General features: G+C 44.6%; 22 protein-coding genes, 5 tRNA genes and 2 pseudogenes. 7 read left to right on the top strand and 22 right to left on the bottom strand.

Annotation, left to right across the window (positions count from 1 at the left end; translation table 11 throughout):
* Positions 1–33 precede the first annotated feature (33 nt).
* The 18 genes and pseudogenes from rpoB to DW083_RS00260 all read right to left on the bottom strand — a co-directional run bounded on the left by rpoB (position 34) and on the right by DW083_RS00260 (position 12230).
* Positions 34–3844 (bottom strand): annotated as a pseudogene (gene rpoB / locus DW083_RS00345) (DNA-directed RNA polymerase subunit beta).
* A gap of 107 nt (positions 3845–3951) precedes the next feature.
* Entirely contained in the window at positions 3952–4329 is a 378-nt protein-coding gene (gene rplL / locus DW083_RS00340; protein WP_115497854.1) for a 50S ribosomal protein L7/L12, read from the bottom strand.
* A 45-nt stretch (positions 4330–4374) separates the two neighbouring features.
* Positions 4375–4905 (bottom strand): 50S ribosomal protein L10, encoded by a 531-nt coding sequence (rplJ, locus tag DW083_RS00335; protein ID WP_115497853.1) that lies wholly within the window; start codon positions 4903–4905, stop codon positions 4375–4377.
* Positions 4906–4921: 16 nt separating this feature from the next.
* The gene (gene rplA / locus DW083_RS00330) at positions 4922–5620 is read right to left on the bottom strand and encodes a 50S ribosomal protein L1 (protein WP_115497852.1); all 699 of its coding nucleotides are present in this window, start codon (positions 5618–5620) and stop codon (positions 4922–4924) included.
* A gap of 15 nt (positions 5621–5635) precedes the next feature.
* Positions 5636–6079 (bottom strand): 50S ribosomal protein L11, encoded by a 444-nt coding sequence (rplK, locus tag DW083_RS00325; RefSeq protein ID WP_115497851.1) that lies wholly within the window; start codon positions 6077–6079, stop codon positions 5636–5638.
* A gap of 71 nt (positions 6080–6150) precedes the next feature.
* Positions 6151–6693, bottom strand: coding sequence for a transcription termination/antitermination protein NusG (gene nusG, locus DW083_RS00320; RefSeq protein ID WP_102408019.1), 543 nt, complete (start codon positions 6691–6693; stop codon positions 6151–6153).
* 12 nt (positions 6694–6705) lie between these two features.
* On the bottom strand, positions 6706–6900 hold the full coding sequence (secE, locus tag DW083_RS00315; protein WP_115497850.1) for a preprotein translocase subunit SecE: 195 nt from the start codon (positions 6898–6900) through the stop codon (positions 6706–6708).
* Between the two features lie 19 nt (positions 6901–6919).
* Positions 6920–6992: transfer RNA gene (locus tag DW083_RS00310), tRNA-Trp, on the bottom strand.
* Between the two features lie 50 nt (positions 6993–7042).
* Positions 7043–8230, bottom strand: a complete 1188-nt coding sequence (gene tuf / locus DW083_RS00305; RefSeq protein WP_115497849.1) for an elongation factor Tu — start codon at positions 8228–8230, stop codon at positions 7043–7045.
* A 54-nt stretch (positions 8231–8284) separates the two neighbouring features.
* Positions 8285–8356 (bottom strand) — tRNA-Thr (locus tag DW083_RS00300).
* Between the two features lie 10 nt (positions 8357–8366).
* Positions 8367–8439: transfer RNA gene (locus DW083_RS00295), tRNA-Gly, on the bottom strand.
* Between the two features lie 36 nt (positions 8440–8475).
* Positions 8476–8558 (bottom strand) — tRNA-Tyr (locus DW083_RS00290).
* Positions 8559–8572: 14 nt separating this feature from the next.
* Positions 8573–8646 (bottom strand) — tRNA-Thr (locus DW083_RS00285).
* Between the two features lie 96 nt (positions 8647–8742).
* Positions 8743–9042, bottom strand: a complete 300-nt coding sequence (hpf, locus tag DW083_RS00280) for a ribosome hibernation-promoting factor, HPF/YfiA family (RefSeq protein ID WP_115497848.1) — start codon at positions 9040–9042, stop codon at positions 8743–8745.
* Between the two features lie 2 nt (positions 9043–9044).
* Positions 9045–9941, bottom strand: a complete 897-nt coding sequence (locus DW083_RS00275) for a tyrosine-type recombinase/integrase (protein ID WP_199659128.1) — start codon at positions 9939–9941, stop codon at positions 9045–9047.
* A gap of 82 nt (positions 9942–10023) precedes the next feature.
* Positions 10024–10215 carry a 30S ribosomal protein S21 gene (gene rpsU, locus DW083_RS00270; RefSeq protein WP_115497846.1) on the bottom strand — a complete coding sequence of 64 codons (192 nt, stop codon included), beginning with the start codon at positions 10213–10215 and terminating at the stop codon, positions 10024–10026.
* A 97-nt stretch (positions 10216–10312) separates the two neighbouring features.
* Positions 10313–11362, bottom strand: a complete 1050-nt coding sequence (gene mtnA / locus DW083_RS00265; protein ID WP_122331045.1) for an S-methyl-5-thioribose-1-phosphate isomerase — start codon at positions 11360–11362, stop codon at positions 10313–10315.
* Between the two features lie 16 nt (positions 11363–11378).
* Positions 11379–12230, bottom strand: coding sequence for a hypothetical protein (locus tag DW083_RS00260; RefSeq protein ID WP_122331044.1), 852 nt, complete (start codon positions 12228–12230; stop codon positions 11379–11381).
* A 557-nt stretch (positions 12231–12787) separates the two neighbouring features.
* On the opposite strand from DW083_RS00260, the gene DW083_RS00250 reads away from it, so the two are divergent.
* From DW083_RS00250 to DW083_RS00235, 4 genes and pseudogenes are all read left to right on the top strand, one after another.
* Entirely contained in the window at positions 12788–14578 is a 1791-nt protein-coding gene (locus DW083_RS00250; protein ID WP_122331042.1) for an aminopeptidase P family protein, read from the top strand.
* 10 nt (positions 14579–14588) lie between these two features.
* Positions 14589–15115: pseudogene (locus tag DW083_RS00245) on the top strand (gamma carbonic anhydrase family protein).
* The gene (locus DW083_RS00240; RefSeq protein WP_122331041.1) at positions 15116–16279 is read left to right on the top strand and encodes a serine hydrolase; all 1164 of its coding nucleotides are present in this window, start codon (positions 15116–15118) and stop codon (positions 16277–16279) included.
* Positions 16279–16935 carry an HAD family hydrolase gene (locus DW083_RS00235; RefSeq protein ID WP_122331040.1) on the top strand — a complete coding sequence of 219 codons (657 nt, stop codon included), beginning with the start codon at positions 16279–16281 and terminating at the stop codon, positions 16933–16935. The genes DW083_RS00240 and DW083_RS00235 overlap by 1 nt, the downstream gene beginning before the upstream one ends.
* On the opposite strand, the gene DW083_RS00230 is transcribed toward DW083_RS00235, so the two are convergent.
* A complete protein-coding gene (locus tag DW083_RS00230; RefSeq protein WP_122331039.1) occupies positions 16929–17516 on the bottom strand; it encodes a YIP1 family protein in 588 nt (195 codons plus the stop codon). The genes DW083_RS00235 and DW083_RS00230 overlap by 7 nt on opposite strands.
* Positions 17517–17519: 3 nt before the next feature.
* The gene (locus DW083_RS00225) at positions 17520–17798 is read right to left on the bottom strand and encodes a DUF2089 family protein (protein ID WP_115497838.1); all 279 of its coding nucleotides are present in this window, start codon (positions 17796–17798) and stop codon (positions 17520–17522) included.
* A 235-nt stretch (positions 17799–18033) separates the two neighbouring features.
* On the opposite strand from DW083_RS00225, the gene DW083_RS00220 reads away from it, so the two are divergent.
* The 3 genes from DW083_RS00220 to DW083_RS00210 all read left to right on the top strand — a co-directional run bounded on the left by DW083_RS00220 (position 18034) and on the right by DW083_RS00210 (position 21418).
* Positions 18034–19428 (top strand): C1 family peptidase, encoded by a 1395-nt coding sequence (locus DW083_RS00220; protein ID WP_122331038.1) that lies wholly within the window; start codon positions 18034–18036, stop codon positions 19426–19428.
* Between the two features lie 73 nt (positions 19429–19501).
* On the top strand, positions 19502–20863 hold the full coding sequence (locus DW083_RS00215; protein WP_147382073.1) for a hypothetical protein: 1362 nt from the start codon (positions 19502–19504) through the stop codon (positions 20861–20863).
* Positions 20864–20875: 12 nt separating this feature from the next.
* Positions 20876–21418: a hypothetical protein gene (locus DW083_RS00210; RefSeq protein ID WP_122331036.1), complete on the top strand. Its 543-nt coding sequence runs from the start codon at positions 20876–20878 to the stop codon at positions 21416–21418.
* 284 nt (positions 21419–21702) lie between these two features.
* On the opposite strand, the gene DW083_RS00205 is transcribed toward DW083_RS00210, so the two are convergent.
* Together DW083_RS00205 and DW083_RS00200 are read right to left on the bottom strand one after the other, a co-directional pair.
* Positions 21703–22020, bottom strand: a complete 318-nt coding sequence (locus DW083_RS00205; RefSeq protein ID WP_122331035.1) for a nucleotidyltransferase domain-containing protein — start codon at positions 22018–22020, stop codon at positions 21703–21705.
* Complete coding sequence (locus DW083_RS00200; protein ID WP_122331034.1) at positions 22017–24374, bottom strand: GH92 family glycosyl hydrolase; 2358 nt, start codon at positions 24372–24374, stop codon at positions 22017–22019. The genes DW083_RS00205 and DW083_RS00200 overlap by 4 nt, the downstream gene beginning before the upstream one ends.
* Positions 24375–24376: the final 2 nt, after the last annotated feature.

Genomic DNA, 24376 nt, shown 5'->3' with positions numbered 1-24376 from the left:
GCCGAAGCCCATCTACTTATATTGTTTTTTGAATTAATCCAGAGTGAAGCTTAAACCAAGACCTCTCAGTTCGTGCAGCAATACGTTCAGAGATTCAGGGATACCCGGTTGTGGCATCGGATCACCTTTCACGATTGCTTCATAAGCTTTGGAACGTCCGACAACGTCATCAGACTTGATTGTAAGGATTTCCTGAAGAACATGTGCAGCACCGAAAGCTTCCAGTGCCCAAACTTCCATTTCTCCGAAACGCTGACCACCAAACTGTGCCTTACCACCCAGAGGCTGTTGAGTGATAAGAGAGTACGGACCGATAGAACGGGCGTGCATCTTATCATCAACCATGTGACCCAATTTCAGGAAGTACGTAACACCTACCGTAGCCGGCTGGTCAAAACGTTCACCGGTTCCACCATCATACAGGTAAGTTTTACCATAGCGGGGCACACCGGCTTTATCCGTCCATTCGTTCATGTCATCCAAAGTCGCACCATCGAAAATCGGAGTAGCAAACTTCACACCCATCGAGCGACCGGCCCAACCTAACACAGCTTCAAAGATCTGTCCCAAGTTCATACGGGAAGGCACACCCAGCGGGTTCAAACAAATATCAACCGGAGTTCCGTCTTCCAGGAACGGCATATCCTCCTGACGAACGATCTTGGAAACAATACCCTTGTTACCATGCGACCGGCCATCTTATCACCAACCTGGATCTTACGTTTCTTTGCAATATAAACCTTCGCCATCTGAACAATACCTGTCGGCAGTTCATCACCGATCGTAAGATCGAATTTCTTACGTCTTAACTCGGCATCCAGTTCTTTATATTTCTTCAGATAGTTCAGGATCACCTGCTTGATAAGTTCGTTCTTATCTGCATCAGCAGTCCATTTACTTACCTGAACAGCATTGTAATCCAAATCTTCCAGAGCCTTACGAGAGAATTTCGCTCCTTTCGCAATGATCTCTGTATTCATATAGTCTTTTACACCCTGAGAAACCTTACCAGTGGTCAAAACCAACAATTTGTCGACCAACAGATTCTTCAGGTCGGCCATCTTCATTTCGTATTCCTCATCCAGCTTCGGCAGAATAGCCTTATCAGTCAGTCTGGACTTACGCTTTTTAACAGCTTTCGAGAATAAAGCAGTTTCGATAACCACACCACGCAAAGACGGAGTCGCCTTCAAAGAAGCATCCTTCACATCACCAGCCTTATCACCGAAGATCGCACGAAGCAGTTTTTCTTCCGGAGAAGGATCCGATTCCCCTTTCGGAGTAATCTTACCGATCAGGATATCACCCGGTTCAATGCGGGCACCTACACGGACAATACCTCTCTCGTCCAAATCCTTGGTCGCTTCTTCGCTGACATTAGGAATATCGGATGTCAACTCTTCCATACCACGTTTCGTTTCACGAACTTCCAAAATATATTCGTCAACGTGAACTGAAGTAAAGAAGTCCTCACGAACCATACGTTCGTTCAGAACGATAGCATCCTCGTAATTGTATCCCTTCCAAGGCATATAGGCCACTTTCACATTACGTCCCAGTGCCAATTCACCATTCTGGGTAGAATAGCCCTCTGTCAAAATATCACCGGCTTTCACACGCTGGCCACGATGGCAGATCGGACGCAAATCGACAGTCGTACTCTGGTTCGTCTTACGCCATTTCGGAATCGTATATGTCTTAATTGAATCTTCGAAACTTACGAATTCTTCGTCTTCCGTACGATCATATTTGATCTTGATGCAAGTAGCATCCACAAATACGACTTCACCTTCGCGTTCAGCCATGATCTGTGTACGTGAATCGCGTGCAACCTGTGCCTCGATACCGGTACCCACGATCGGAGCATCCGTACGCAACAAAGGAACTGCCTGGCGCATCATGTTAGATCCCATCAATGCACGGTTGGCATCGTCATGTTCCAAGAACGGAATCAAAGAGGCCGCAATAGAAGCAATCTGCTGCGGAGCAACGTCCATCAAGTCGATTTCAGAAGGCGGTACAACAGGGAAGTCCGCTTCAAAACGAGCTTTCACCCTATCAAGTATAAACTTGCCATCATCGTCCAGAGGCGCATTACCCTGTGCAATGGTCAATTCTTCCTCTTCCTCTGCCGTGTAGTATTGCAAACCTTCTTCAGAGAAGTCGACTTTACCATCCACCACGTTACGATACGGAGTAGAGATAAAGCCCAGATCATTGATCTTTGCATACACACAAAGGGATGATATCAAACCGATGTTCGGACCTCAGGAGTTTCAATAGGACAAAGACGGCCATAGTGCGTATAGTGTACGTCACGAACCTCAAATCCGGCACGTTCACGAGACAGACCTCCCGGTCCCAGGGCAGACAAACGACGTTTATGCGTAATCTCAGCCAGCGGGTTTGTCTGGTCCATAAACTGCGACAAAGCATTCGTACCGAAGAAAGAGTTGACAACAGAAGAAATGGTCTTCGCGTTAATCAAATCGATCGGGGTAAACACTTCATTATCGCGAACGTTCATACGTTCACGAACCGTACGGGACATACGGGCCAGACCAATACCGAACTGGTTATACAGCTGCTCGCCAACTGTACGCACACGACGGTTGCTCAAGTGGTCGATATCATCAACAATCGCCTTCGAGTTGATCAACTCGATCAGATACTTGATGATCTCGATTATATCTTCTTTCGTCAAAACCTTAATATCATCGCTGGTAGTAAGGTTCAACTTCTTATTAATTCTGTAACGGCCTACTTCACCTAAGTCATAACGCTTTTCAGAGAAGAACAGGTTCTGAATAACTTCACGGGCACTTGCTTCATCTGCAGGTTCTGCATTACGCAACTGACGGTAAATATACAGGACAGCTTCCTTTTCAGAGTTACTGGGGTCTTTCTGGAGCGTATTATAGATGATAGCATAATCCGAAAGATTCTGGTCTTCGCGATGTAGCAGAATGTTCTGCGTACCAGACTCCAGGATAGCCTCTATGTTGTCGCTATCAAGAACCGACTCACGGTCGATGATAACGTCATTACGTTCAATAGAAACAACCTCACCGGTATCTTCATCTACGAAATCTTCCACCCAAGTCTTCAATACACGGGCAGCCAGCTTACGGCCGATCAGTTTCTTCAGGTTTGTCTTTGAAACTTTTACTTCTTCCGCCAGATTAAAGATTTCGAGAATGTCTTTATCGCTTTCAAAACCAATAGCTCTTAAAAGGGTTGTTACAGGCAATTTCTTTTTACGGTCGATATACGCATACATCACATTGTTGATGTCTGTTGCGAATTCGATCCAGGAACCTTTAAAAGGAATGATACGTGCTGAATACAACTTTGTACCATTAGCGTGTGTACTCTGTCCGAAGAACACACCGGGTGAACGGTGTAATTGTGAAACCACAACACGCTCTGCACCATTTATCACGAAAGTACCTCTCTCCGTCATATACGGAATCGGGCCCAGATACACATCCTGTATCACGGTATCGAAATCCTCGTGATCAGGGTCTGTACAATACAGTTTTAACTTCGCTTTTAAAGGCACACTATAGGTTAACCCGCGAGCGATACACTCATCGATCGTGTAACGGGGCGGATCAATATAGTAATCTAAGAACTCCAACACAAAATTGTTACGAGTATCTGCTATCGGAAAATTCTCAGCAAATACCTTATACAATCCCTCCTTTTTTCTCTTTTCGGGAGGTGTGTCAAGTTGAAGAAAGTCTTGAAATGACTTCAATTGTACTTCGAGAAAGTCCGGATACGGGAACTGATTTTTAATCGAAGCAAAATTAACTCTTTGGTTTTCAGCTGTTGAAGACATCTAGTAAGGAATTTATTGAACTTATTGAAATTATAGACACAAAAAGGTTAAGAATCTCCTTGGAGGGAGACTCTTAACCAAATCACCTGATTACCAGGTTATAAATACTATTTAAGCTCAACTTCAGCTCCAGCTTCTTCCAACTGTTTCTTCAATGCTTCAGCATCAGCTTTAGCGATTCCTTCTTTGATAGCGCTGGGAGCACCATCTACCATATCTTTAGCTTCTTTCAAACCAAGACCTGTTAATTCTTTTACCAACTTAACGATAGCCAGCTTGTTTGCACCAGCTGCTTTCAATACTACGTCAAAAGAAGTCTTTTCTTCTTCTGCAGCAGCAGCGCCGCCAGCAGCAGGACCAGCAACAGCAACAGCTGCAGCTGCAGGTTCGATACCATATTCTTCTTTCAGGATTGTAGCCAGTTCGCTAACTTCTTTTACGGTCAGGTTTACTAATTGTTCTGCAAAAGCTTTCAAATCTGCCATTTTTGTATGATTTAAATGTTTGTTTATCTGTGTAAATTAAAAAAATTATCTTTCTTCCAGAGTCTTCAACAGACCATGGATAGTTTGTCCTGATGACTGAAGAGCAGAGATAACGTTCTTCGCCGGAGATTGCAACAGCATGATAACATCTCCGATAAGTTCGTTTTTGCTCTTGATATTTACCAGTGCTTCAAGGTTCTCTGCTCCGACATAGAAGCTTTCCTGTACATAGGCAGCTTTCAATTCCGGTTTAGCAACAGTATCTTTCTTAGCATCCTTGGTAAAACTCTTAATCAGACGAGCAGGTGCGTTAGCAGTCTGTGAGAACATCACAGCTGTATTGCCTTTCATTGCAACATGCAGAGGAGAAAAATCACCACCTACATTTTCCAATGCTTTCTTAAGCAAGTTATTCTTTACAACAACCAACTTGATCTCATTCTTGAAACATTCCCGTCTCAATTTGCTTGTTTTCTCAGCATTCAATGCTTCGATATCAGTCAAATAGAAATTAGGATATTCCTTTACGATTTCAGTCAGTTGATCTATGACTAAGCTCTTATCTTCCTTTTTCATTGTCCAATAATTTTAATTAGTTTTCTTCAACTGATTTGGGGTCTATTTTAATACCCGCACTCATTGTACTTGAAAGATAAATGCTCTTTATATATGTACCTTTAGCTGCAGACGGTTTCAACTTCAGAAGAGTTGAAATAAATTCCTTAGCATTGTCACGGATCTGATCGGGGTTAAAAGAAACCTTACCGATTGAAGTGTGAACGATACCGGATTTGTCTACCTTAAAGTCGATCTTACCTTGCTTAACTTCTTTCACAGCGTTGCCGATCTCATTGGTAACCGTACCACTCTTAGGGTTAGGCATCAAACCACGCGGGCCTAATACTCTACCCAGAGCACCGATTTTACCCATGATAGAAGGCATCGTGATAATTACGTCAATATCAGTCCAACCGCCTTTAATCTTTTCAATATACTCATCTAATCCTACATAGTCAGCTCCAGCAGCAGTTGCTTCAGCTTCCTTGTCTGGTGTACATAATGCGAGAACCCGAACTTGCTTACCAGTCCCGTGAGGCAGTGAAACCACGCCTCTTACCATTTGGTTAGCTTTACGAGGGTCAACACCTAAACGGACATCAACATCTACGGATGCATCAAACTTAGTAGTAGTAATTTCCTTTACTAAAGCTGAAGCTTCTTTCAATGTGTATGCTTTCCCAGCTTCAATCTTGCCCAAAGCCAACTTTTGATTCTTTGTAAGTTTACTCATCTCAATTGAAGTTTATTAATTATTACCCGGGAATGTCCCTTTAACAGTGATACCCATACTTCTTGCTGTTCCGGCAACCATTTTCATAGCTGACTCAACAGTGAAGCAGTTCAGATCGACTAACTTGTCTTCTGCAATAGTTTTTACCTGATCCCAAGAGATTTCTGCAATCTTCTTACGATTCGGCTCAGCAGAACCACCTTTCTGTTTGGAAGCTTCCAGTAATTGGATAGCAACAGGAGGTGTTTTCACAACAAAGTCGAAAGACTTATCAGCATAGTAAGTAATTACCACAGGTAAAACCTTACCAGCCTTGTCTTGGGTTCTGGCATTAAATTGCTTGCAAAACTCCATAATATTAATACCCTTAGAACCTAAAGCAGGTCCTACTGGGGGAGAAGGGTTTGCTGCTCCTCCTTTAATCTGCAATTTGATTTGTCCAGCAACTTCTTTAGCCATTGTTTCTAAAATTTTTTAGATATATAACATCGATAACTTTAAGAAAGGAGTACTTTTCGTAACAAGAGTACTTATTCTTTCTCTACTTGCATATAACCCAACTCAAGCGGTGTCTTACGTCCGAAGACCTTAACCATCACTTTGAGTTTCTTTTTCTCGGCATTGACCTCTTCGATTACACCGGTGAAACCGTTGAACGGTCCAAAGGTGATTTTCACATTCTCGCCAACATAGAACTGGATGTCCAGGTCTTCCTGCTGTTCCTGCAGTTCGTCGACCGTACCTAAAATACGGCTTACTTCTGCCGGACGCAAGGGAACGGGATTATCCGATCCACCTAAAAATCCAATCACATTGGGAATGTTTCTCAATCGATGAGCAACTTCTCCGACCAATGCAGCCTCTACCAATACATAACCCGGCAAGTAAGCTCTTTCTTTCATCACTTTCTTACCATTACGTACCGTGAAAGTCTTTTCCGTAGGAATCAGCACCTGGTTGACATATTCACCCAGATCTGTATTCTTCAGTTCAGCCTCGAGGTATTCTCTGACTTTATTCTCCTTGCCACTAATGGCGCGCAGAACATAAAATTTCTTTTGAATATCAGACATACTCTAAACTGATTAAAAGATTTTCTCGTAGAAGAAACGCATCACGCCTTCAAAGCCTAAATCAATAACAAAGATTAATGCGGCGATTATAAGGGAAGCAAACATAACAACCACAGCACTATTGGAAAGCTCTGTTCTCGTAGGCCAAGAAACTTTATAAACAAGTTCGTTATAAGATTCCTTAATATAAGTAATTATCTTTTTCATCGAATCTATAGATTTTTAGCACGGAAGGAGAGGCTCGAACTCCCGACACCTGGTTTTGGAGACCAGTGCTCTACCGACTGAGCTACTTCCGTAAAATAGCCAGTCCTTTAACAAGACTGGCTACACTTTGTATGTATTTGAATTAGTTTTCTAATTCTGTGATCTGACCAGCACCTACTGTACGTCCACCTTCGCGGATAGCGAAACGAAGACCTACGTTACAAGCTACCGGGTAGATCAGTTCAACTTCGATTGTTACGTTATCACCAGGCATTACCATTTCAGTTCCTTCCGGAAGAGTGATTTCACCTGTAACGTCCAATGTACGGATATAGAACTGAGGACGGTATTTGTTGTGGAACGGAGTGTGACGACCACCTTCTTCTTTTTTCAGGATATAAACCTCAGCTTTGAAGCGAGAGTGTTCTTTAACCTGACCCGGGTGGCAGATTACCATACCACGTTTGATTTCGTTCTTGTCGATACCACGCAACAACAGACCTACGTTGTCACCAGCTTCACCCTGATCCAACAGCTTACGGAACATTTCAACACCTGTTACAACAGATTTCATGCCGTCAGCACCCAGACCGATGATCTGAACTTCTTCACCAACTTTTACGATACCTGTTTCGATACGACCTGTAGCAACTGTACCACGACCTGTGATAGAGAACACGTCTTCAACCGGCATCAAGAAAGGTTTGTCAACTTCACGCGGAGGCAGCGGAATCCAAGTATCTACAGCTTCCATCAGCTCCATTACTTTTTCTTCCCATTTTGCGTCACCGTTCAAAGCACCCAGAGCAGAACCACGGATGATCGGAGTGTTATCGCCGTCGAAATCATAGAAAGAAAGCAATTCTCTCATTTCCATTTCAACCAGTTCCAACATTTCTTCGTCGTCTACCATGTCACATTTGTTCATGAAAACAACCAATCTCGGAACGTTTACCTGACGAGCCAACAGGATGTGCTCGCGAGTCTGAGGCATAGGACCATCAGTAGCAGCAACTACGATGATAGCACCGTCCATCTGAGCAGCACCAGTTACCATGTTCTTTACGTAGTCGGCGTGACCCGGACAGTCTACGTGAGCATAGTGACGGTTTGCAGTCGAATACTCTACGTGAGAAGTGTTGATTGTAATACCTCTCTCTTTTTCTTCAGGAGCGTTGTCGATAGAATCGAATGAACGCAATTCTGAAAGACCTTTCTTTGCCAATACTGTTGTGATAGCAGCTGTCAAAGTTGTTTTACCGTGGTCAACGTGACCAATCGTACCAATGTTCACATGTGGTTTCGATCTGTCAAATTTCTCTTTTGCCATAACTTTAATTGTTCTTTATTTGATTAATGATCATGTTCTAAAATATCATTTTTGAGCCGGTGCCGAGACTTGAACTCGGGACCTCTTCCTTACCAAGGAAGTGCTCTACCGCTGAGCTACACAGGCAATAAATAAGAGCGGAAGACGGGGCTCAAACCCGCGACCCTCAGCTTGGAAGGCTAATGCTCTATCAACTGAGCTACTTCCGCAATTTAATTGCCAATTGTCCATTTTCAATTAGCAAGTGGGCAGTGATGGATTCGAACCACCGAAGTCGAAAGACAGCTGAGTTACAGTCAGCCCCATTTGGCCACTCTGGTAACTGCCCAATATGTTTTTTTGAGCCTCTTGTCGGATTCGAACCAACGACCCCGAGATTACAAATCACGTGCTCTGGCCAACTGAGCTAAAGAGGCATGTCCGCTTCAAAAAGCAGCCGTTTCGTCACCAAGGCGAAACGGCTGCAAATTTAGGCATTATTTCTTACATACCAAATTTATCTACCGTTTTTTTTATTTGGCTCTGATTTTTTCCTTGAATTTAACTAATTGCTTTTCCAGCGCTTCGACACATTCGTCGATTGATCCTTCAAAAGTGTCATTTACCTTCTCAGCAAAACAGTCTCCATTCTTAATTTTCAGTCGAATAGCAGCTTCTTTATTCTTCGCGGTCTCAGGTTTGACGACCTTCAACGTTACTTCTGCTAATATTATGCCGTCGAAGTATTGCTCCAACTTACTAACTTTCTTCTGAATAAACGCTTCCAGTTGAACTGTTGCGTCAAAATGGATTGCCTGAATTCTAATGTCCATAATTAACCTCCTTCTTTTTGTGCTCTTGGATGAGCATGATACACTTTTTTTAATTCCTCAAAGGTTGTATGTGTGTAAATACTGGTTGAAGCCAGACTGCTGTGTCCGAGTAACTCTTTCACGGCGTTCAGCTCCGCTCCGTTATTCAACATACTTGTCGCAAATGAATGTCTTAATACGTGGGGACTGCATTTTGCCAATGTCGGAATGTCCGAGAGCTTCTTTTTTACTATTGTATAAAGAATGCCGGTGGACAACTGTTCTCCGTTCTTCCGAACCAAGAACCATCCGCTTCCTGAGCCAACTTCACGATTTCGGACTTCAGTGTATGCAAGCATCAAGTTTTTCAATCTTTCTGCAAAAGGGATCAACCGTTGTTTGTTGCGCTTCCCCGTCACCTTGATCTGCATGGCATCGTAGTCTATGTCGGCATCTAACAAGCCGACCAACTCCGAACGCCGCACACCGGTGTCGTAAAGCATTTCAAGAATCAAGCGATCCCTCACACCTTCAAAATCCTCATTAAACCCGTCTCCATCCAGCAATTGTTCCATATCCTTCTCTTTTACAAAAGTAGGTAACGGCTTCTTTGTTTTCGGACCGATTACAAACCGTAACGGGTTTACAGAAACAAATCCCTGCTTCATAAGGAATTTAAAAAAAGACTTCAAAGAACTTAATTTCCGGTTGACCGACACGGGCGAAATCTTGCTATCCAATAAGAATATAATCCAATTCCGTACAATATCCGTATCTACCTCTTCCGGTATAAATGCGCCTTCCTTCTTCTCTTTTACAAAACCTTCAAACTGATGCAAATCCTGAGAATAAGCATCAATCGTATATTCGGAATAATTCCGCTCATACCGAAGATAATCTAAAAACGAATCAATCTGCACATTCACGTTGCATCAACTTTTATGCAACGAAAATAGGAATAAGAATCCAATAAAACAAGCCTGGCAGATAGATTTTGTATTTTTATTCTTCTACCTGCTGCAATTGCTGAACGTAAACAGCGCGCATAGTCTGTTTTCTCTTTGTAACAGAGGGTTTTTCGAAAGCCTGACGGTTTCTCAATTCTTTAACTACACCTGTCTTTTCAAACTTTCTTTTGAATTTCTTCAGCGCTTTTTCAATGTTTTCGCCTTCTTTCAATGGAACTACGATCATAATTTAATTTTATTATATTGTTTATTACTATATCCACAAATTGGGCAGCAAAATTACTGATTGTTTCGGGATTAGCAAAACTTTCGAAGAATATTTTTTATAAATCATCCAACCGGAAAGGCGGATAAGCAATCCCCTTTTCCGTTATAATCGCAGTTATCAGTTCGTGGGAAGTCACATCGAAAGCAGGATTATAGGCTTTCACTCCTTCGGGAGCCATCCTCGAAGTGTACCACATATCCGTAATTTCATCGGGGCTACGTTCTTCGATGACGATCGAATCTCCGTCCGGACAAGCCAGGTCGATCGTCGACGTCGGCCCCAGCACATAAAAAGGAATGCCGTAATGACGGGCCAGGATCGCCACGCCTGAAGTTCCGATTTTGTTGGCCACATCACCATTAGCCGCGATCCGGTCGCAACCGACCACAACCGCCTGCACCCAACCTTTTTTCATGACGATCGACGCCATATTATCGCAGATCAGCGTAACGTCCACGCCGGCCTTATGCAATTCGTAGGCCGTCAGGCGCGCTCCCTGCAGCAGCGGGCGTGTTTCATCGGCAAACACCTTAAATCCGTACCCGCGTTCTTCCCCCAGATAGACCGGAGCCAATGCCGTCCCATATTCCGAAACAGCCAAATGCCCGGCATTACAGTGTGTCAGGATTCCCATTCCCGGCTTGAGCAAGGAAAGGCAGTTCTCCCCTATCTTACGGCAAGCGGCTGCATCTTCTGCCCGGATAGCCTCCGACTCGGCATGTAAAAGCCGCAGAAGTTCCACCACCGGAACGTCCGGATGACCGGTTACGACCTTCTCCATCCGGTTCAACGCAGCAACCAGATTGACCGCCGTCGGACGAGAAGACGCCAGATAGTCCTTGATCTTCAGAAATTCCCTGTGAAAATCATCGAACGTAGCAGCCTGAATCCGCCTGCTACAAACATAAATGCCATAGGCAGCCGCAATCCCGATAGCAGGTGCTCCGCGTACCTTTAACTTATAGATAGCATCCCAAACCTCGGCAGCCGAAGCGAGGGAAACATAAACTTCTTCACCCGGCAAACGGGTCTGATCCAAAATAATGACAGCGCTCGCATCTTCATTCAGGCGAACGGTCTTTAAGGCGGCAATAATTGTATTCATCTTTTTTATTTACTGATCAAAAATGGCTCGGCATATCCATAGAGGGCTTATGTGTCACAATAAGAATTATAGAAGTAAGTGCAGAAACCCCTAAAGCCGCGTATCCGATAATCCAACCGGTCGTTTGACCACGCCGGTTACAATAATAGGAGAAATTGCCTTCCTCACTCTGCCCGATCCGGATGCCCGAAGGAGACATCTTTCCGGCATCTACCCATTCGGAAAGATAGAAAGACGATTCATAAACGGATTTATGTTCTTCCTTTCCCGTATAAATGGTCAGATAACTCCTGATATGCAACGGACTGTTTCGCTCCGTGAACTCCATTACTTTCAGGTTTGTCCTGTTGCCGTCGGATGTCACAAAAGAGCGTTTCGTAAAGCTGCAATCAGGAATCCGGTCCAGAAACTCCCGTCCCAAACACAAAGCTGAAGATTCGACCCTTGACTTAGGTGGAATAAATTCGACTCCTCTCGGCAACTGCACTTCCCCGAAAAAGGAACCGCTTGAATAACCGCTGACCGTGCCATCTTGCCAGGTAGAAGAGTAAGATTCCACCTTCCCATGTACAGGCATTACATCCTGATAATAGCTTATCGCTTCGTCTCCCAGAACCAGGGAAGAACGTTGCCAATCGATATACATCGGCTCGTCCAACTTATTATACACTGTCACATTCACCGGCGCATCTTCCCCATAAAAATTATAAATGATGCACACGCTGTCGTTCTCCTGCACGAAATCATTATATTCGTTCATTCCCGAAATACCACTATTGGCACTCAACATCGAATAGTAGTACGACGAACAGGAGCTTAAACAGAAAAGCAAGCCCAAGAAACAGGTAAAAACAATCAACTTCTTCATGGCTTTCTATGTATTAAAGTGTGTAGAGGCAAATATAAGCATTTAAACCGATTTCCGGTTTAAACGGCATCGATTTATTTGTATTCATTTCCATGGGCATGGAAAACAACTGTCTATATGATCAAAAGTAATTGTCTTCGCATTCAAAAGTAATTGTTTTTGTGGTTACAGACAATTGTTTTCTTTTCCAGATATCATTATCTAAATAAAAGAAAAAAGGAACTGTATATATTTTATATATAATATATATGGTAGGGAAAAACCGCTTTCCGTTCAGCATATGCCTATAAGCGTTGAACATCAACTCCTATATAAAACCGCTTTCTGTTCAGTATAGAAAAACAATACAGTATATCCTATTTTGCCTTATATTATCATATTTGGTATGATTACAAGGAAAAACAGTGCTACTTTTGTACAACAAAGCGTAGTTCTTGCCAATTTAGATAGACAGCTTTCAACCGGGTTCAAAGATAATCCCCGCCAGGTTCTTTCGTTATCCGGGAATTTTATAACTTTGCAACTATAGTAAACGTTGACAAAATAAATAAAATGCGATGAAAACAAACATTCCTGAACGCATTGCCGCCCTGAGGGACGCAATGAAACAGCATAAGATTGATGCTTACATCATTCCGACTTCCGATCCGCACATGAGCGAATATCCGGCCGACTGCTGGAAATACCGTGAATGGATATCCGGGTTCACCGGTTCGGCCGGTACTGTCGTCATTACAGCCGACAAAGCCGGATTATGGACTGACTCCCGTTATTTCCTGCAAGCTACGACCGAATTGGAAGGAACGGGTATCGAACTTTACAAAATGATGCTGCCTGAAACACCGACAATCCCGGAGTTCCTGTCGCATGAGCTTAAAGCCGGGCAAACAGCCGGACTGAATGGCGAAACATACAGCTTAGCCGAAGCACGCGCTTTGGAGAAATCACTGGCTGCAAAGGATATCAAACTGGACACAAACGCTTCCCTGATCGATCCTATCTGGAAAGACCGGCCAGCCATCCCGGAAGCACCGATGTTCGAAATGCCGATCGAGCTGAGTGGAAGATCTGTTGAAGACAAATTGCTCGACATCAACAAGATGTTGCATAAAGCCGGTGCCGACTGCACCATTCTGTCAGCCTTGGACGAAGTGGCCTGGACATTCAATATCCGGGGAACGGATGTTACTTACAATCCGGTTGTCGTCAGCTACGCCTTTATTTCCGAAAAGGAAAGCGTGCTCTTCGTCAATCCGAAGAAACTTCCGGCCGACATAGCCGAACATCTGAAGAAAGAAGGGGTGACATTGGCCGACTATGGCATGTTGGCTACTTATCTTTCACGCCTGCCCGAACAGACACGGGTTTTCATCGACGGCAAACGGACGAATGTCGCCATCTGCAATGCCTTGCCGAAAAGCAGCATCCTTATTGAAGGAATTTCGCCCGCCAACCACCTGAAAAGTATCAAAAACGAAACAGAGATCAAGGGATTCCGCAATGCTGTCCTGAAAGACGGTATCGCCATGACCAAGTTCTTTTTCTGGCTGGAAAACAGCCTGAAGGCCGGAGAAAAAGTGACGGAGTTGAGTGCAGCGGCCAAACTAACGGGCCTGCGCGCCGAGCAACCGCAATATGTGATGGACAGTTTCGCCAGCATCTCCAGCTACGGTCCTCATGGGGCAGTCGTGCACTACTCTCCTACTCCTGAAACGGATACGGAATTGAAAACCGACAGCTTATACCTGCTCGACTCCGGTGCACAATACCTGGACGGGACAACCGACATCACCCGCACAATCGCCCTTTGCGACGAGCCGACCGAACAGATGAAGAAAGACTTCACCCGCGCCCTGAAAGGGACGATCGGTATCGCCAAATGTAAATTCCCGGCGGGCATACGGGGTTGCCTGATCGACGCTTTCGCCCGCAAGGCGCTTTGGGATGCCGGCATCAACTACCTGCACGGCACCTGTCACGGCATCGGCCACTGCCTCAACGTGCATGAAGGGCCGCAGAGCATTCGCATGGAAGAAAACCCTGTCATCCTCGAACCCGGCATGGTGATGAGCGACGAGCCGGCCATGTACCGCCCCGGCGAATATGGTATCCGGACGGAAAATATGATCCTGATCCGCGAAGACAGTGAAACCGAGTTCGGGAAGTTCCTCAGCTTCGAGACATTGACTTTATGTTACATCGACACCAAGCTGGTCATCCCGTCCATGCTCTCCGTACGCGAACATGCCTGGTTGAACAAATACCACCAGATGGTGTACGAACTGGTAAGCCCGCATCTGAATGAAGAAGAGAAGGCTTGGCTGAAAGAGAAAACAACAGAAATCTAACTAAATAATTATGGCTTTAATTAAATCGGTAAGGGGCTTTACACCCAAAATTGGTAAAGATACATTCCTGGCAGACAACGCCGCGATAATAGGTGATGTCGAAATAGGCGAAGGGTGCAGTATCTGGTTCGGAACGGTACTGCGCGGCGATGTCAATTCCATCCGCATCGGTAATGGCGTAAATATACAGGACGGATCTGTCCTGCACACGTTATATGAGAAATCGACCATTGAAATCGGCGACGATGTCTCGGTCGGCCATAACGTGACGATCCACGGGGCGAAAATATGCAACGGCGCCTGATCGGGATGGGTTCGGTGGTGCTGGACCATGCCGTGATCGGCGAAGGGGCCATTGTGGCTGCCGGATCAGTCGTGTTGAGCAAAACAATCGTCGAGCCGGGAAGCATCTACGCCGGCGTACCGGCCAAATTCGTCAAGAAAGTGGACCCGGAACAGGCGAAAGAGATCAATCAGAAGATCGCCAAGAATTATCATATGTACTCATCCTGGTATAAAGAAGAAGGGGCGGAATAGATGAAAAAGATTGGATGGGCAATACTACTGCTTGCCTGTTGCATAGGAGTTTTTTTAGCATTGCCCTCCAATTATTACCTGCGCAGGGCGCTCACGCATTTCCTCCCCAAGATCGACCAATACCCGATCTTTGAGAACCGGATCGTGAAGGCGGGCGATCCGTCTCCCTGGAAACAGGCGGAGGCATACAACACTTGTTCGATTCCGGAGAAGTATCTTCCGGTCTTTGACGAATTAGGAACGGTGGCGTATGTCGTCATACAGGACAGTTCGTTGCTTTTCGAGCAATATTGGGAAGACTATTCGCCGGAATCGCACAGTAACTCGTTTTCGATGGCTAAAAGCATCGTGTCGTTAGCTATCGGATGCGCCATCGATGATGGCTTGATCCGGGGCGTGGACCAGCCGGTCAGTGACTTTTTTCCGGAATTCAACGGATATAACGGGAAAACGCTTACCATCCGCCACCTGCTGACAATGAGCGCAGGCGTCGATTTCCAGGAGGCTTATTCTTCCCCCTTCTCCCCCACGACAAAACTGTATTACGGGAATGACCTGCACAAGATCGCGTTCGGCATGAAAGAGATAGCCGAACCGGGCATAAACTTTATCTATCAGAGCGGCGTCACCCAGCTACTCGCTTTCTTAGTGGAGAAGGCGACAGGAGAAAGCGTCAGTTCGTATGTCTCCCGCAAACTATGGACCCCGATGCAAGCGGAAGAGAATGCCTTGTGGAGCTTGGATAAAAAGGACGGTATGAAAAAGGCCTATTGTTGCTTCAACAGCAATGCACGCGACTTTGCGCGTTTCGGTCAATTGCTCCTGAACGGGGGAAGCTGGAACGGCAGACAACTGATTTCGGAAAGCTACCTGAAAGAGGCGACGACACCGGACAGTACGCTCCGCTTTGCGGAATACGACGAACCGAACCGTTGCTACGGTTTCCAGTTCTGGCATCTGAACTACAAAGGCATGGACATTCCGTACATGCGGGGAATACTCGGGCAATATGTCTTTATAATTCCCGATAAGAATGCAGTTGTCGTACGCCTCGGACACAAACGTAGCGACACCCGCACCGGACAACACTATCCGGATGACATCAACACTTGGCTGGACGCTGCATTGGACATAATGGAACAAGGAAAACAAAACAATCATTGATGAAAGAATATAACTATCTCCTGATGGATCTGGACGGCACGATTACCGACCCGATGATCGGCATTACCCGGTGTGTCGAATATGCGTTGAACCATTTCGGCATACAAGTCAAGGACCTTCGGGAGCTCTGCCCTTTTATCGGGCCTCCCCTCTTGGATTCATTCCGGGGATTTTACCATTTTACGGATGAACAGGCGAAAGAGGCTGCGGCTAAATACCGCGAACGTTTTGCCGATACAGGCATTTACGAAAATAAGCTATACGAAGGGATGAAAGATTTTCTGGAGGAGGCAACCCGGCAAGGACGCACCCTTATACTGGCAACATCCAAACCGACAGTCTTTGCCAAACGCATCCTGGACTATTTCGATATAGACCGCTACTTTACTTTTGTCGCCGGAAGCGGCCTGGACGGTTCTTTCTATACAAAAGGAGATGTAATCCGCCACGCATTGCAGAGCAATAACCTGACGGACCTCTCATCTGTTGTCATGATCGGCGACCGCAAGCACGACATCATCGGAGCCAAAGAAAACCAGCTCGACTCCATCGGTGTGCTTTACGGGTATGGCGACCGGGCGGAATTATCTGCGGCAGGGGCCGATTATATCGTGACCGATATTGCAGAACTGCGCCGGCAACTCTTGCATCAATAACATAATCTTATCAGATACCGGCAGATAACATCTCCGCCGAACACTCCGACGCAATAAAGGATTCCCAAACGGTAGCCTTTCAGGTTACAGGAGACTTTCAACGCCTGGAACATCCAGACAAGTGTCCAGATCAGAAAGACAAAGGCAACAAGTGACAACCATATTCCGACAAGGAATCCGGGCTGTTGCATCATTTCTACCGGAGATTGGTGCATGTCCATTTTTGCCAGATTCTGCATGGGTGGCAGAAATTCAAAAAGATTCATAATGATCAACGGCAGCTGTGCAAACGCTACTGTTCCCAACACATCTATTAACCGGATGTGCGAACGGGACAAAAGCAAACCGCCCAGATAAAACAGGGCAACAGGGACTAACCATACGACAAGATGTTCCACCGCATAACACCACCATGCCGGATTAGGAGCCGGCCCGAAATGTAACAATCCATGATAATGCCATGCCGAAAAATAACAGAGCACTGTTGAAACAACCATTCCCGCCAATCCCCAAAGTAAGGAATCTAACCCGGCAACCCGCTCAAACGGATTTACCAATCCGTACAAATACTGCTTTTTCATAATTTATTCCATTTTATTCAGTTTATCAATCAAATCATCCAATATATTCCGGACAGTAGGATAGCTGACGCCGATATTCTTTGCCATATCCTTCAAACTGCCGCTCGACTTGATAAAGTCTACCACAAACTGCTGCTCTTTATCCGTCAGCTTGGCAAGTACAGGCAGCTCGAATGTGCCGCAGACTTCCGTTTCACACTCTCCGCAAAACATCCGGCTGACTAACAGCGGAGCATCGCAGGCAGGACATTGTAAAGGCAAACGCCTCTTTATTTCACTCATACACTTCACCTCCTATGATTATTTATATTTGTAATACTTCGCATCAAAAATACATATTACTTTATAAATACGCAAATATAATTGAATATTATTCATTATAAATTCAATATTATTGAACACGCATTAGATTTACAAGCAAGAAGGACTTATATATTCATCTGGCATAATATGCCGGTATTTAGAGAAATTCAACTACATTTGTGACAAAACTCATAAAAACTAAACAAGTTATATCATGAAAGTAAACAACCTGTGGATAACAGCCTTAGCATGCGGGCTTTCGTTATCAGCTTACGGACAACAGACAGGAGGCGGTATCTCTTCCGATATGTTGCAGGAAATCAAACAAGCTTACAAGGGAACACCGGCTGACAAAGCGATTCATAACGCTATCAGCAACAACGACATCAACAAGCTGGCAGTCAACAATGACAGTAAAAACAATTTCGACACCTACTTTTCCCATAAGGTGAACAGTAAAGGTATCACGAACCAGAAGTCATCCGGCCGTTGCTGGTTGTTCACAGGACTGAATGTCATACGCGCCCGGGCCATCGCTAAATATAATCTTCCGGAATTCGAACTGTCACAAAACTATAACTTCTTCTGGGACCAGTTGGAAAAAGCAAATCTCTTCCTGCAGGGAATCATCGACACACGGGAGAGGCCGATGGATGACAAGATGGTGGAATGGTTGTTCAAGAATCCGATCGGAGACGGCGGACAGTTTACCGGCATATCCGACAACCTGATGAAATATGGCGTTGTTCCTTCCGAAGTAATGGTTGAAACACATAGCAGTGACAATACCAGCCGTATGGCAAACCTGCTCGGACTGAAGCTGAAAGAATACGGATTGGCTTTGCGCGACGCCAAAAGCTCAAAGCCGGAAGCGTTGGCAAAACGTAAGACCGAGATGTTAGGGGAAATCTACCGTATGCTGGTCCTCAACCTGGGCGAACCACCTACGAAATTCACCTGGACCCGCAAGGACGCAAACGGCAAACCGGTGGAGACAAAGGAATATACGCCGCAATCATTCTATCAGGAATTTGTCGGCGAAGACCTGAAAAACAATTATGTCATGCTGATGAACGATCCGAGCCGCGACTACTATAAATTATACGAAATCGATTATGACCGCCATGCTTACGATGGCAAGAACTGGACGTATGTCAACCTCCCGATAGAAGATATCAAAGAGATGGCAATCGCTTCCATCAAGGACAGCACGATGATGTATTTCTCTTGCGATGTGGGTAAGTTCTTCGACCGCGAACGGGGTGCACTCGATGTAAACTATTATGACTACGGTTCATTGATGGGCACTACCTTCGGAATGGACAAGAAACAGCGCATCCAGACTTTCGCCAGCGGCTCCTCCCATGCCATGACTCTGATGGCTGTCGACCTGGACGCAAACGGCAAGCCTAAAAAATGGATGGTGGAAAACAGCTGGGGACCGGGTGCAAACAGCGGCCACCTGATCATGACGGACGAATGGTTCAACGAATATATGTTCCGCCTGGTCGTAAACAAAAAGTTTATCACCAACAAAGTAAAAGAGGTATTGAAACAGACTCCGACACGGTTACCGGCTTGGGACCCGATGTTTGCGGAAGAGGATTAAAGACCTATTACTTACAGCATTACAAGCAAAAATAAACGTTTCTATCAAATCAGTTTCTTAAATCAAATTATTAATGAAAAATAAATGTATATCTTTCCTATTAGTGCTGCTATGCGGATGTTTGCCTGTAAAGGAAGACTTTACATCCAGAGAAAAGGATACAGATTCATTCTTCCCAATTCTCACACGGTCGAATGCTACATTATTCGATATTGTCGAAGTAGTAAAAGAGTATAATGCTGCTTGCCCTTTTGTAGATGATTTTACTCAATTCTACGGATATCCCATTTGGGAGGAAGTGCTAAACATTCATATTGATGCTTGTGAAGTTTATGTCGTCCCAATTAAACATCCACAAAAAGAAGAAATAGAATCTATTTGGTTCTTATCTAAACAACCAGACGGTATCCATTTTTTTGTATTTGCACGGGTAGAAAGACCAGAAGATTTAAAAGATCAAGATTGGATGTTTGACTATTTTACCCAAAATGTGCTGAAAATATCTCCTAAAAGTGGATTATTTTTTCTTCCAAAGCAACAAGTCACAAAAGGATTAATTGACGTTGAATATTGCAATGACATATATAGTTCAGCCGGCGGTCAAACATATTATCAAGGTCGACATTGTTGGCATGAATTTATATATATAGCATCTCGTTTTGAAGAAGGTAGCACGGGAAGTGGTGGAGGTGGAAGCGGTGGAGGAAGCCTTAGTGGCTATATTCCTCAAAATCGAGGAGAAGTCGCTTCTGCAAAAGTAGTTACCCTGGAGAATAAGTTGGTAAATTACACTAAAAACCTCACCGATAAACAAGTCTTAAAATTAGAGGATGCTCTCGCTAAAATGTTAAATATATGTGGACTTAATACATTGAATCAATACCTTGTAGAAAGAGGTAGAAAACTGAGTAGCATCGTTTTTATCAAACCACAGGATTGGGTAGAAGGGCAAGAAGCTGAATTTAACGCAAAGTATAGCGGTTTAAACTTTTACGAAGAAAATAATATAACAATGGGGACTCTTGCCCATGAATATATTCATTTTTTTCAAGCCTCTTTGAATAATTGGAATTTATCTAATGAGCAGAGAGGCAAATTGGAAGTCGAACGACACATCCTTTTAGACATAATTTATGAAGTTGATATGAAAAAAAGAGACTCGGATCTATTTGCAAACAGGGGACAAACAAGATTATTTAACGGAATAAGGACCAATAACTTAGAAAATGAATACAATAAATGGTTATCTGAAATCACCGATAAATTTTCAAAAATTCCTCAAAGCATAGATATAAATAAAGTTGCATATTGGGCTGTCGAATATGGGAAATACACAATCAATCCTGAATATGGGAAATATGATTATACCGTAAATTACGATTTTGTAATTAATTCAATGTTAGAAATTGTCAGTAATAGTAATTGTTATAAATAAAGGAGGCACATTATGGTACGTTTTATATTTTTTGTTTGTATGGTTATGTTTTGTACAATTGACGGATATTCCCAACTTCCCGAATTTCAAGAACATGAATTAGGAATAGCCCAAGGGGAAAAAAATCGTTACAGTATCAAAGCAGATTATTATTCACTCTATATAAGAAACCTAAATAACACAATCGAAGGAGATATCGATTGTCTTGATTATAAGGGAGGATATTGTGGTTATGTGCTGGAATGGCCGGATAGGAGAAACGACATTCAACAGATCGTCAACACGATTCTTCAACCCTACAAGGATATGATTAACAATTCCCGATATAAAGGAATCATCATCACATTCTATCTACCTATTACGGGAGGGAAAATAAAGGATATCTCCTTTGTTTACAACAAGGAGCTCGTTATCCCAATCACTTTCATCGAAAAGTTAGAGAAAGAACTGAAAGAAAAAATAACCTTCCATATCGAGTTTGACGCGACATCCAAAACGAAGCCATTAAGAGATTATACGAATATTGCCATTGAAGCATCTTATTCTGTAGAATAACGGAAAAAGCAGCGGCAAGAATCTATATGAGAAGTTTATCACAAACAAAGTAAAAGAAGTACTGAAACAGACTCCGACACGGTTGCCGGCTTGGGATCAGATGTTTGCGGAAGAGGATTAAAAAATAAAGCCCCCGACTTCGCCTGAAATCGGGGGCTTTATTTTTTAATTCGGTTAACACCAAAGGATACTATTTCAACGAAATTAAATCCTCCATCCGATTCAGGAAAGTTTTTGTTTTATCAAAAAAAGGAAAGACTTCCTCCTCTGTCCAATCAAATAAATCATATTACAACACCCTCCTCTTCCACATTTTTATGAAATATCGTAAAACTCCGTTTGCTCCACTCGCTGAAAGTATAAAGTACTGGATTTATCATTTCGCCCAATGTCCATCCTAACTCTACCAAAGGATAAGCGATCGTATCAAAATCCTCATTACAGATTTTATCTTTATCAACCAAAATCAGAATATCCCAATCAGAATCTGCACGAGCTTCATTCCTGGCTCTTGAGCCAAAAAGTATAGCCTTTGCATTTGGAGCTACCGTCTGCAAGGTTTTTTTAATTTCATTCAAAATGAATTCCCGTGTTTGCTTCATATCACAAAGATATGATAATAATATTCAATCTCGACCCCAATCCGAGGTTTTGCTCCCATTTGCAAAATAAGAGTTCCGCCAGCCATCAGATCGGCATGTGTCAGATAGCATTTATTATATGCTTTCCCGTTGAGTGTTGCATGCTGGATATAGATATTTTCGGGGCTGTTATCACGCGTCTCGACGACAAAGGTCTTCCCGGTTGCATATTTCGGATCCAGGCGGAACTCTACACGATCGAACACCGGACTTGTAATCTCGTAGCGCAAGTCACCCGGACAAACGGGATAAATACCGGCAGCAGCCAAGACATACCAGGCCGACATCTGTCCGACATCTTCATTTCCGACCAATCCAGTGACGGCATTGCGGTAAGCATTGCGGCAAATATCACGTGTCCATTTCTGGGTAAGCGCTGGTTCGTTCAGACGGTTAAAGAGGAAAGGAACATGATGGACAGGCTCGTTGGCATGGTTGTAGTAAGCATTCCACAGATAATCATGCGGAGTCTTTTCAAACATATCCGTCAGGTCGGCCAACACCTTTTCACGACCGCCCATGAGTTTGACCATACCGTCTATATCATGAGGAACAAACCAGCCTTGCTGGTAAGCATTGCATTCCATACATCCGTACCATTCTTCCAACCGTCCCTTTTCCGGCAACGGGATGAAAGCCCCTTTCCCGTCACGCGGCCGGAACCATCCGTAGACCGGATCAAAAAGCGAAGCGTAGGTCTGCGCCTGCCGGTCAAAGCGCTCCCGGTCGGCATCCTTCCCCAACCATCCGGCAAGCCGGGCCATACACCAATCGGTATAGGCATATTCCAGGGTGTGTGATATTCCGGTATTTCCCGGAGTATATCCGTCCGGCCCGTTTCCGAACAGGCGCGAGGTATTAACAGCGTATTCGTATGCTTTCTCCACATCATAGTCCCGGATTCCTTTTGAATAGGCATCGCATAAGACAGAGATCGCCGGATTACCCAGCATACAGCCGGAGAAAGCATTCAGCAGTTCCCAGCGCTCCAGATACTCATTGCCGCTTTGTGCGGCTATTTCGACCAGTGAGTTAATCAGGTCGTTCACCAATGTCGGATTGATAATTGTCTGAAGCGGCATCTGGCTGCGGAACACATCCCAGCCGCTGAATATGGTCCGTTTATTGAAACGCTCCGTCTGATGTACCTTTTTATCCGCTCCGGTATATTCACCGTTCACATCGCTACAGATACGCGGGTCGATCATTGTATGGTACAAAGCCGTATAAAAGGTTGTCTTATCGTCATCCGAGCCACCGTCTATTTTCACTTTCGCCAGTTCGTTATCCCAAAGCCGGCTGCAAGCTGCATACGTTTTATCGAAGTCCCAGTCTTTCATTTCAGCAGACAGGTTCTCTTCCGCATTCTTCAGGCTGGTAAAGGAGATACCGCTTTTAAGCAGGATTTCCTCGCCGGGTTTTGTTTCGAAATTGGCATAGAAGCCCAGGTGTTTGCCTTCAAACAAAGAAACGGCCGGATGGATAGCAGCCTGGCGGATCACTTCATGGTAACGCTCGCTTTCTATATCTTCCCGTTTACGGCTCCAACCATCGGGAATATCGGCCGACCAAACGCCATGTTCCCCGAAAGGCCGTGAAAATTGGGCATAGAAATAAACGGTATAATCGGCCTTGCCATCTCCGTTTCCCCAACCTCCGCCATCGGGTGTGCACTGCATCCAGCCTCTGATGGTATGGTCGTCGACGACCTCTACCGACTGCCGGACGGAAGTTCCTCCCACACGGCGTGCCAGATCGATTTGTATGCGTGCTTCCTTACTTTCCGGGAAAGTGAAACGCAACATCCCGCTATGGGGCAAAGCGGTTGCCTCCGCCTGAATCTGATAGTCGGTCAACCGGACGGAATAATATCCGGCCACCGCTTTTTCCGATTGTTTATCATAACGCGAACGATAACCTCCATCCGGATTATCCGCCGTTCCTGCAAAAGTATGAAGAGGACCGATTGTCGGCATCACCAGGAAATTCCCTAAATCACCGTACCAACCGATACCGGACATCTGCGTAAAGGCAAAGCCTTCTATTGAAGTATGTTCATAGCTGTAACCGGAACCATTATCTCCACCGGTTATAGTATTGGGGCTGACCTGCACCATTCCGAAAGGGGCGGTCGCTCCGGGAAAAGTCTTCCCAAGGCCGTGATAACTCCCGGCTGCTTCGGTATTTGTAGTCGCACCGATAAAAGGATTTACATAAGATGATAACGGGCGGTCGCCGGCTTCCTGTTTTGGAGTATTACAGGAAAAGACTGAAACAGTCAATAATAATCCGAATGAGAATTGTCTAATAGTCATAG

The organism is Parabacteroides sp. AF48-14 (genome assembly GCF_003477465.1).
Taxonomy (GTDB): domain Bacteria; phylum Bacteroidota; class Bacteroidia; order Bacteroidales; family Tannerellaceae; genus Parabacteroides; species Parabacteroides acidifaciens.
The sequence above is the reverse complement of the archived record's forward strand: the minus strand, read 5'-3'. Positions and strand labels throughout refer to the sequence as shown.

What these genes read in the sequence shown, in the direction of transcription:
- hpf (WP_115497848.1), bottom strand. Translation starts at nt 9,042, where the DNA reads ATGGACATTAGAATTCAGGCAATCCATTTTGACGCAACAGTTCAACTG.
- rpsU (WP_115497846.1), bottom strand. Translation starts at nt 10,215, where the DNA reads ATGATCGTAGTTCCATTGAAAGAAGGCGAAAACATTGAAAAAGCGCTG.
- DW083_RS00235 (WP_122331040.1), top strand. Translation starts at nt 16,279, where the DNA reads ATGAAAGAATATAACTATCTCCTGATGGATCTGGACGGCACGATTACC.
- DW083_RS00205 (WP_122331035.1), bottom strand. Translation starts at nt 22,020, where the DNA reads ATGAAGCAAACACGGGAATTCATTTTGAATGAAATTAAAAAAACCTTG.
- DW083_RS00225 (WP_115497838.1), bottom strand. Translation starts at nt 17,798, where the DNA reads ATGAGTGAAATAAAGAGGCGTTTGCCTTTACAATGTCCTGCCTGCGAT.
- nusG (WP_102408019.1), bottom strand. Translation starts at nt 6,693, where the DNA reads ATGTCTGATATTCAAAAGAAATTTTATGTTCTGCGCGCCATTAGTGGC.
- DW083_RS00240 (WP_122331041.1), top strand. Translation starts at nt 15,116, where the DNA reads ATGAAAAAGATTGGATGGGCAATACTACTGCTTGCCTGTTGCATAGGA.
- tuf (WP_115497849.1), bottom strand. Translation starts at nt 8,230, where the DNA reads ATGGCAAAAGAGAAATTTGACAGATCGAAACCACATGTGAACATTGGT.
- DW083_RS00210 (WP_122331036.1), top strand. Translation starts at nt 20,876, where the DNA reads ATGGTACGTTTTATATTTTTTGTTTGTATGGTTATGTTTTGTACAATT.
- DW083_RS00250 (WP_122331042.1), top strand. Translation starts at nt 12,788, where the DNA reads ATGAAAACAAACATTCCTGAACGCATTGCCGCCCTGAGGGACGCAATG.
- rplK (WP_115497851.1), bottom strand. Translation starts at nt 6,079, where the DNA reads ATGGCTAAAGAAGTTGCTGGACAAATCAAATTGCAGATTAAAGGAGGA.
- rplL (WP_115497854.1), bottom strand. Translation starts at nt 4,329, where the DNA reads ATGGCAGATTTGAAAGCTTTTGCAGAACAATTAGTAAACCTGACCGTA.
- rplA (WP_115497852.1), bottom strand. Translation starts at nt 5,620, where the DNA reads ATGAGTAAACTTACAAAGAATCAAAAGTTGGCTTTGGGCAAGATTGAA.
- rplJ (WP_115497853.1), bottom strand. Translation starts at nt 4,905, where the DNA reads ATGAAAAAGGAAGATAAGAGCTTAGTCATAGATCAACTGACTGAAATC.
- DW083_RS00220 (WP_122331038.1), top strand. Translation starts at nt 18,034, where the DNA reads ATGAAAGTAAACAACCTGTGGATAACAGCCTTAGCATGCGGGCTTTCG.
- DW083_RS00200 (WP_122331034.1), bottom strand. Translation starts at nt 24,374, where the DNA reads ATGACTATTAGACAATTCTCATTCGGATTATTATTGACTGTTTCAGTC.
- secE (WP_115497850.1), bottom strand. Translation starts at nt 6,900, where the DNA reads ATGAAAAAGATAATTACTTATATTAAGGAATCTTATAACGAACTTGTT.
- DW083_RS00215 (WP_147382073.1), top strand. Translation starts at nt 19,502, where the DNA reads ATGAAAAATAAATGTATATCTTTCCTATTAGTGCTGCTATGCGGATGT.
- DW083_RS00230 (WP_122331039.1), bottom strand. Translation starts at nt 17,516, where the DNA reads ATGAAAAAGCAGTATTTGTACGGATTGGTAAATCCGTTTGAGCGGGTT.
- mtnA (WP_122331045.1), bottom strand. Translation starts at nt 11,362, where the DNA reads ATGAATACAATTATTGCCGCCTTAAAGACCGTTCGCCTGAATGAAGAT.
- DW083_RS00260 (WP_122331044.1), bottom strand. Translation starts at nt 12,230, where the DNA reads ATGAAGAAGTTGATTGTTTTTACCTGTTTCTTGGGCTTGCTTTTCTGT.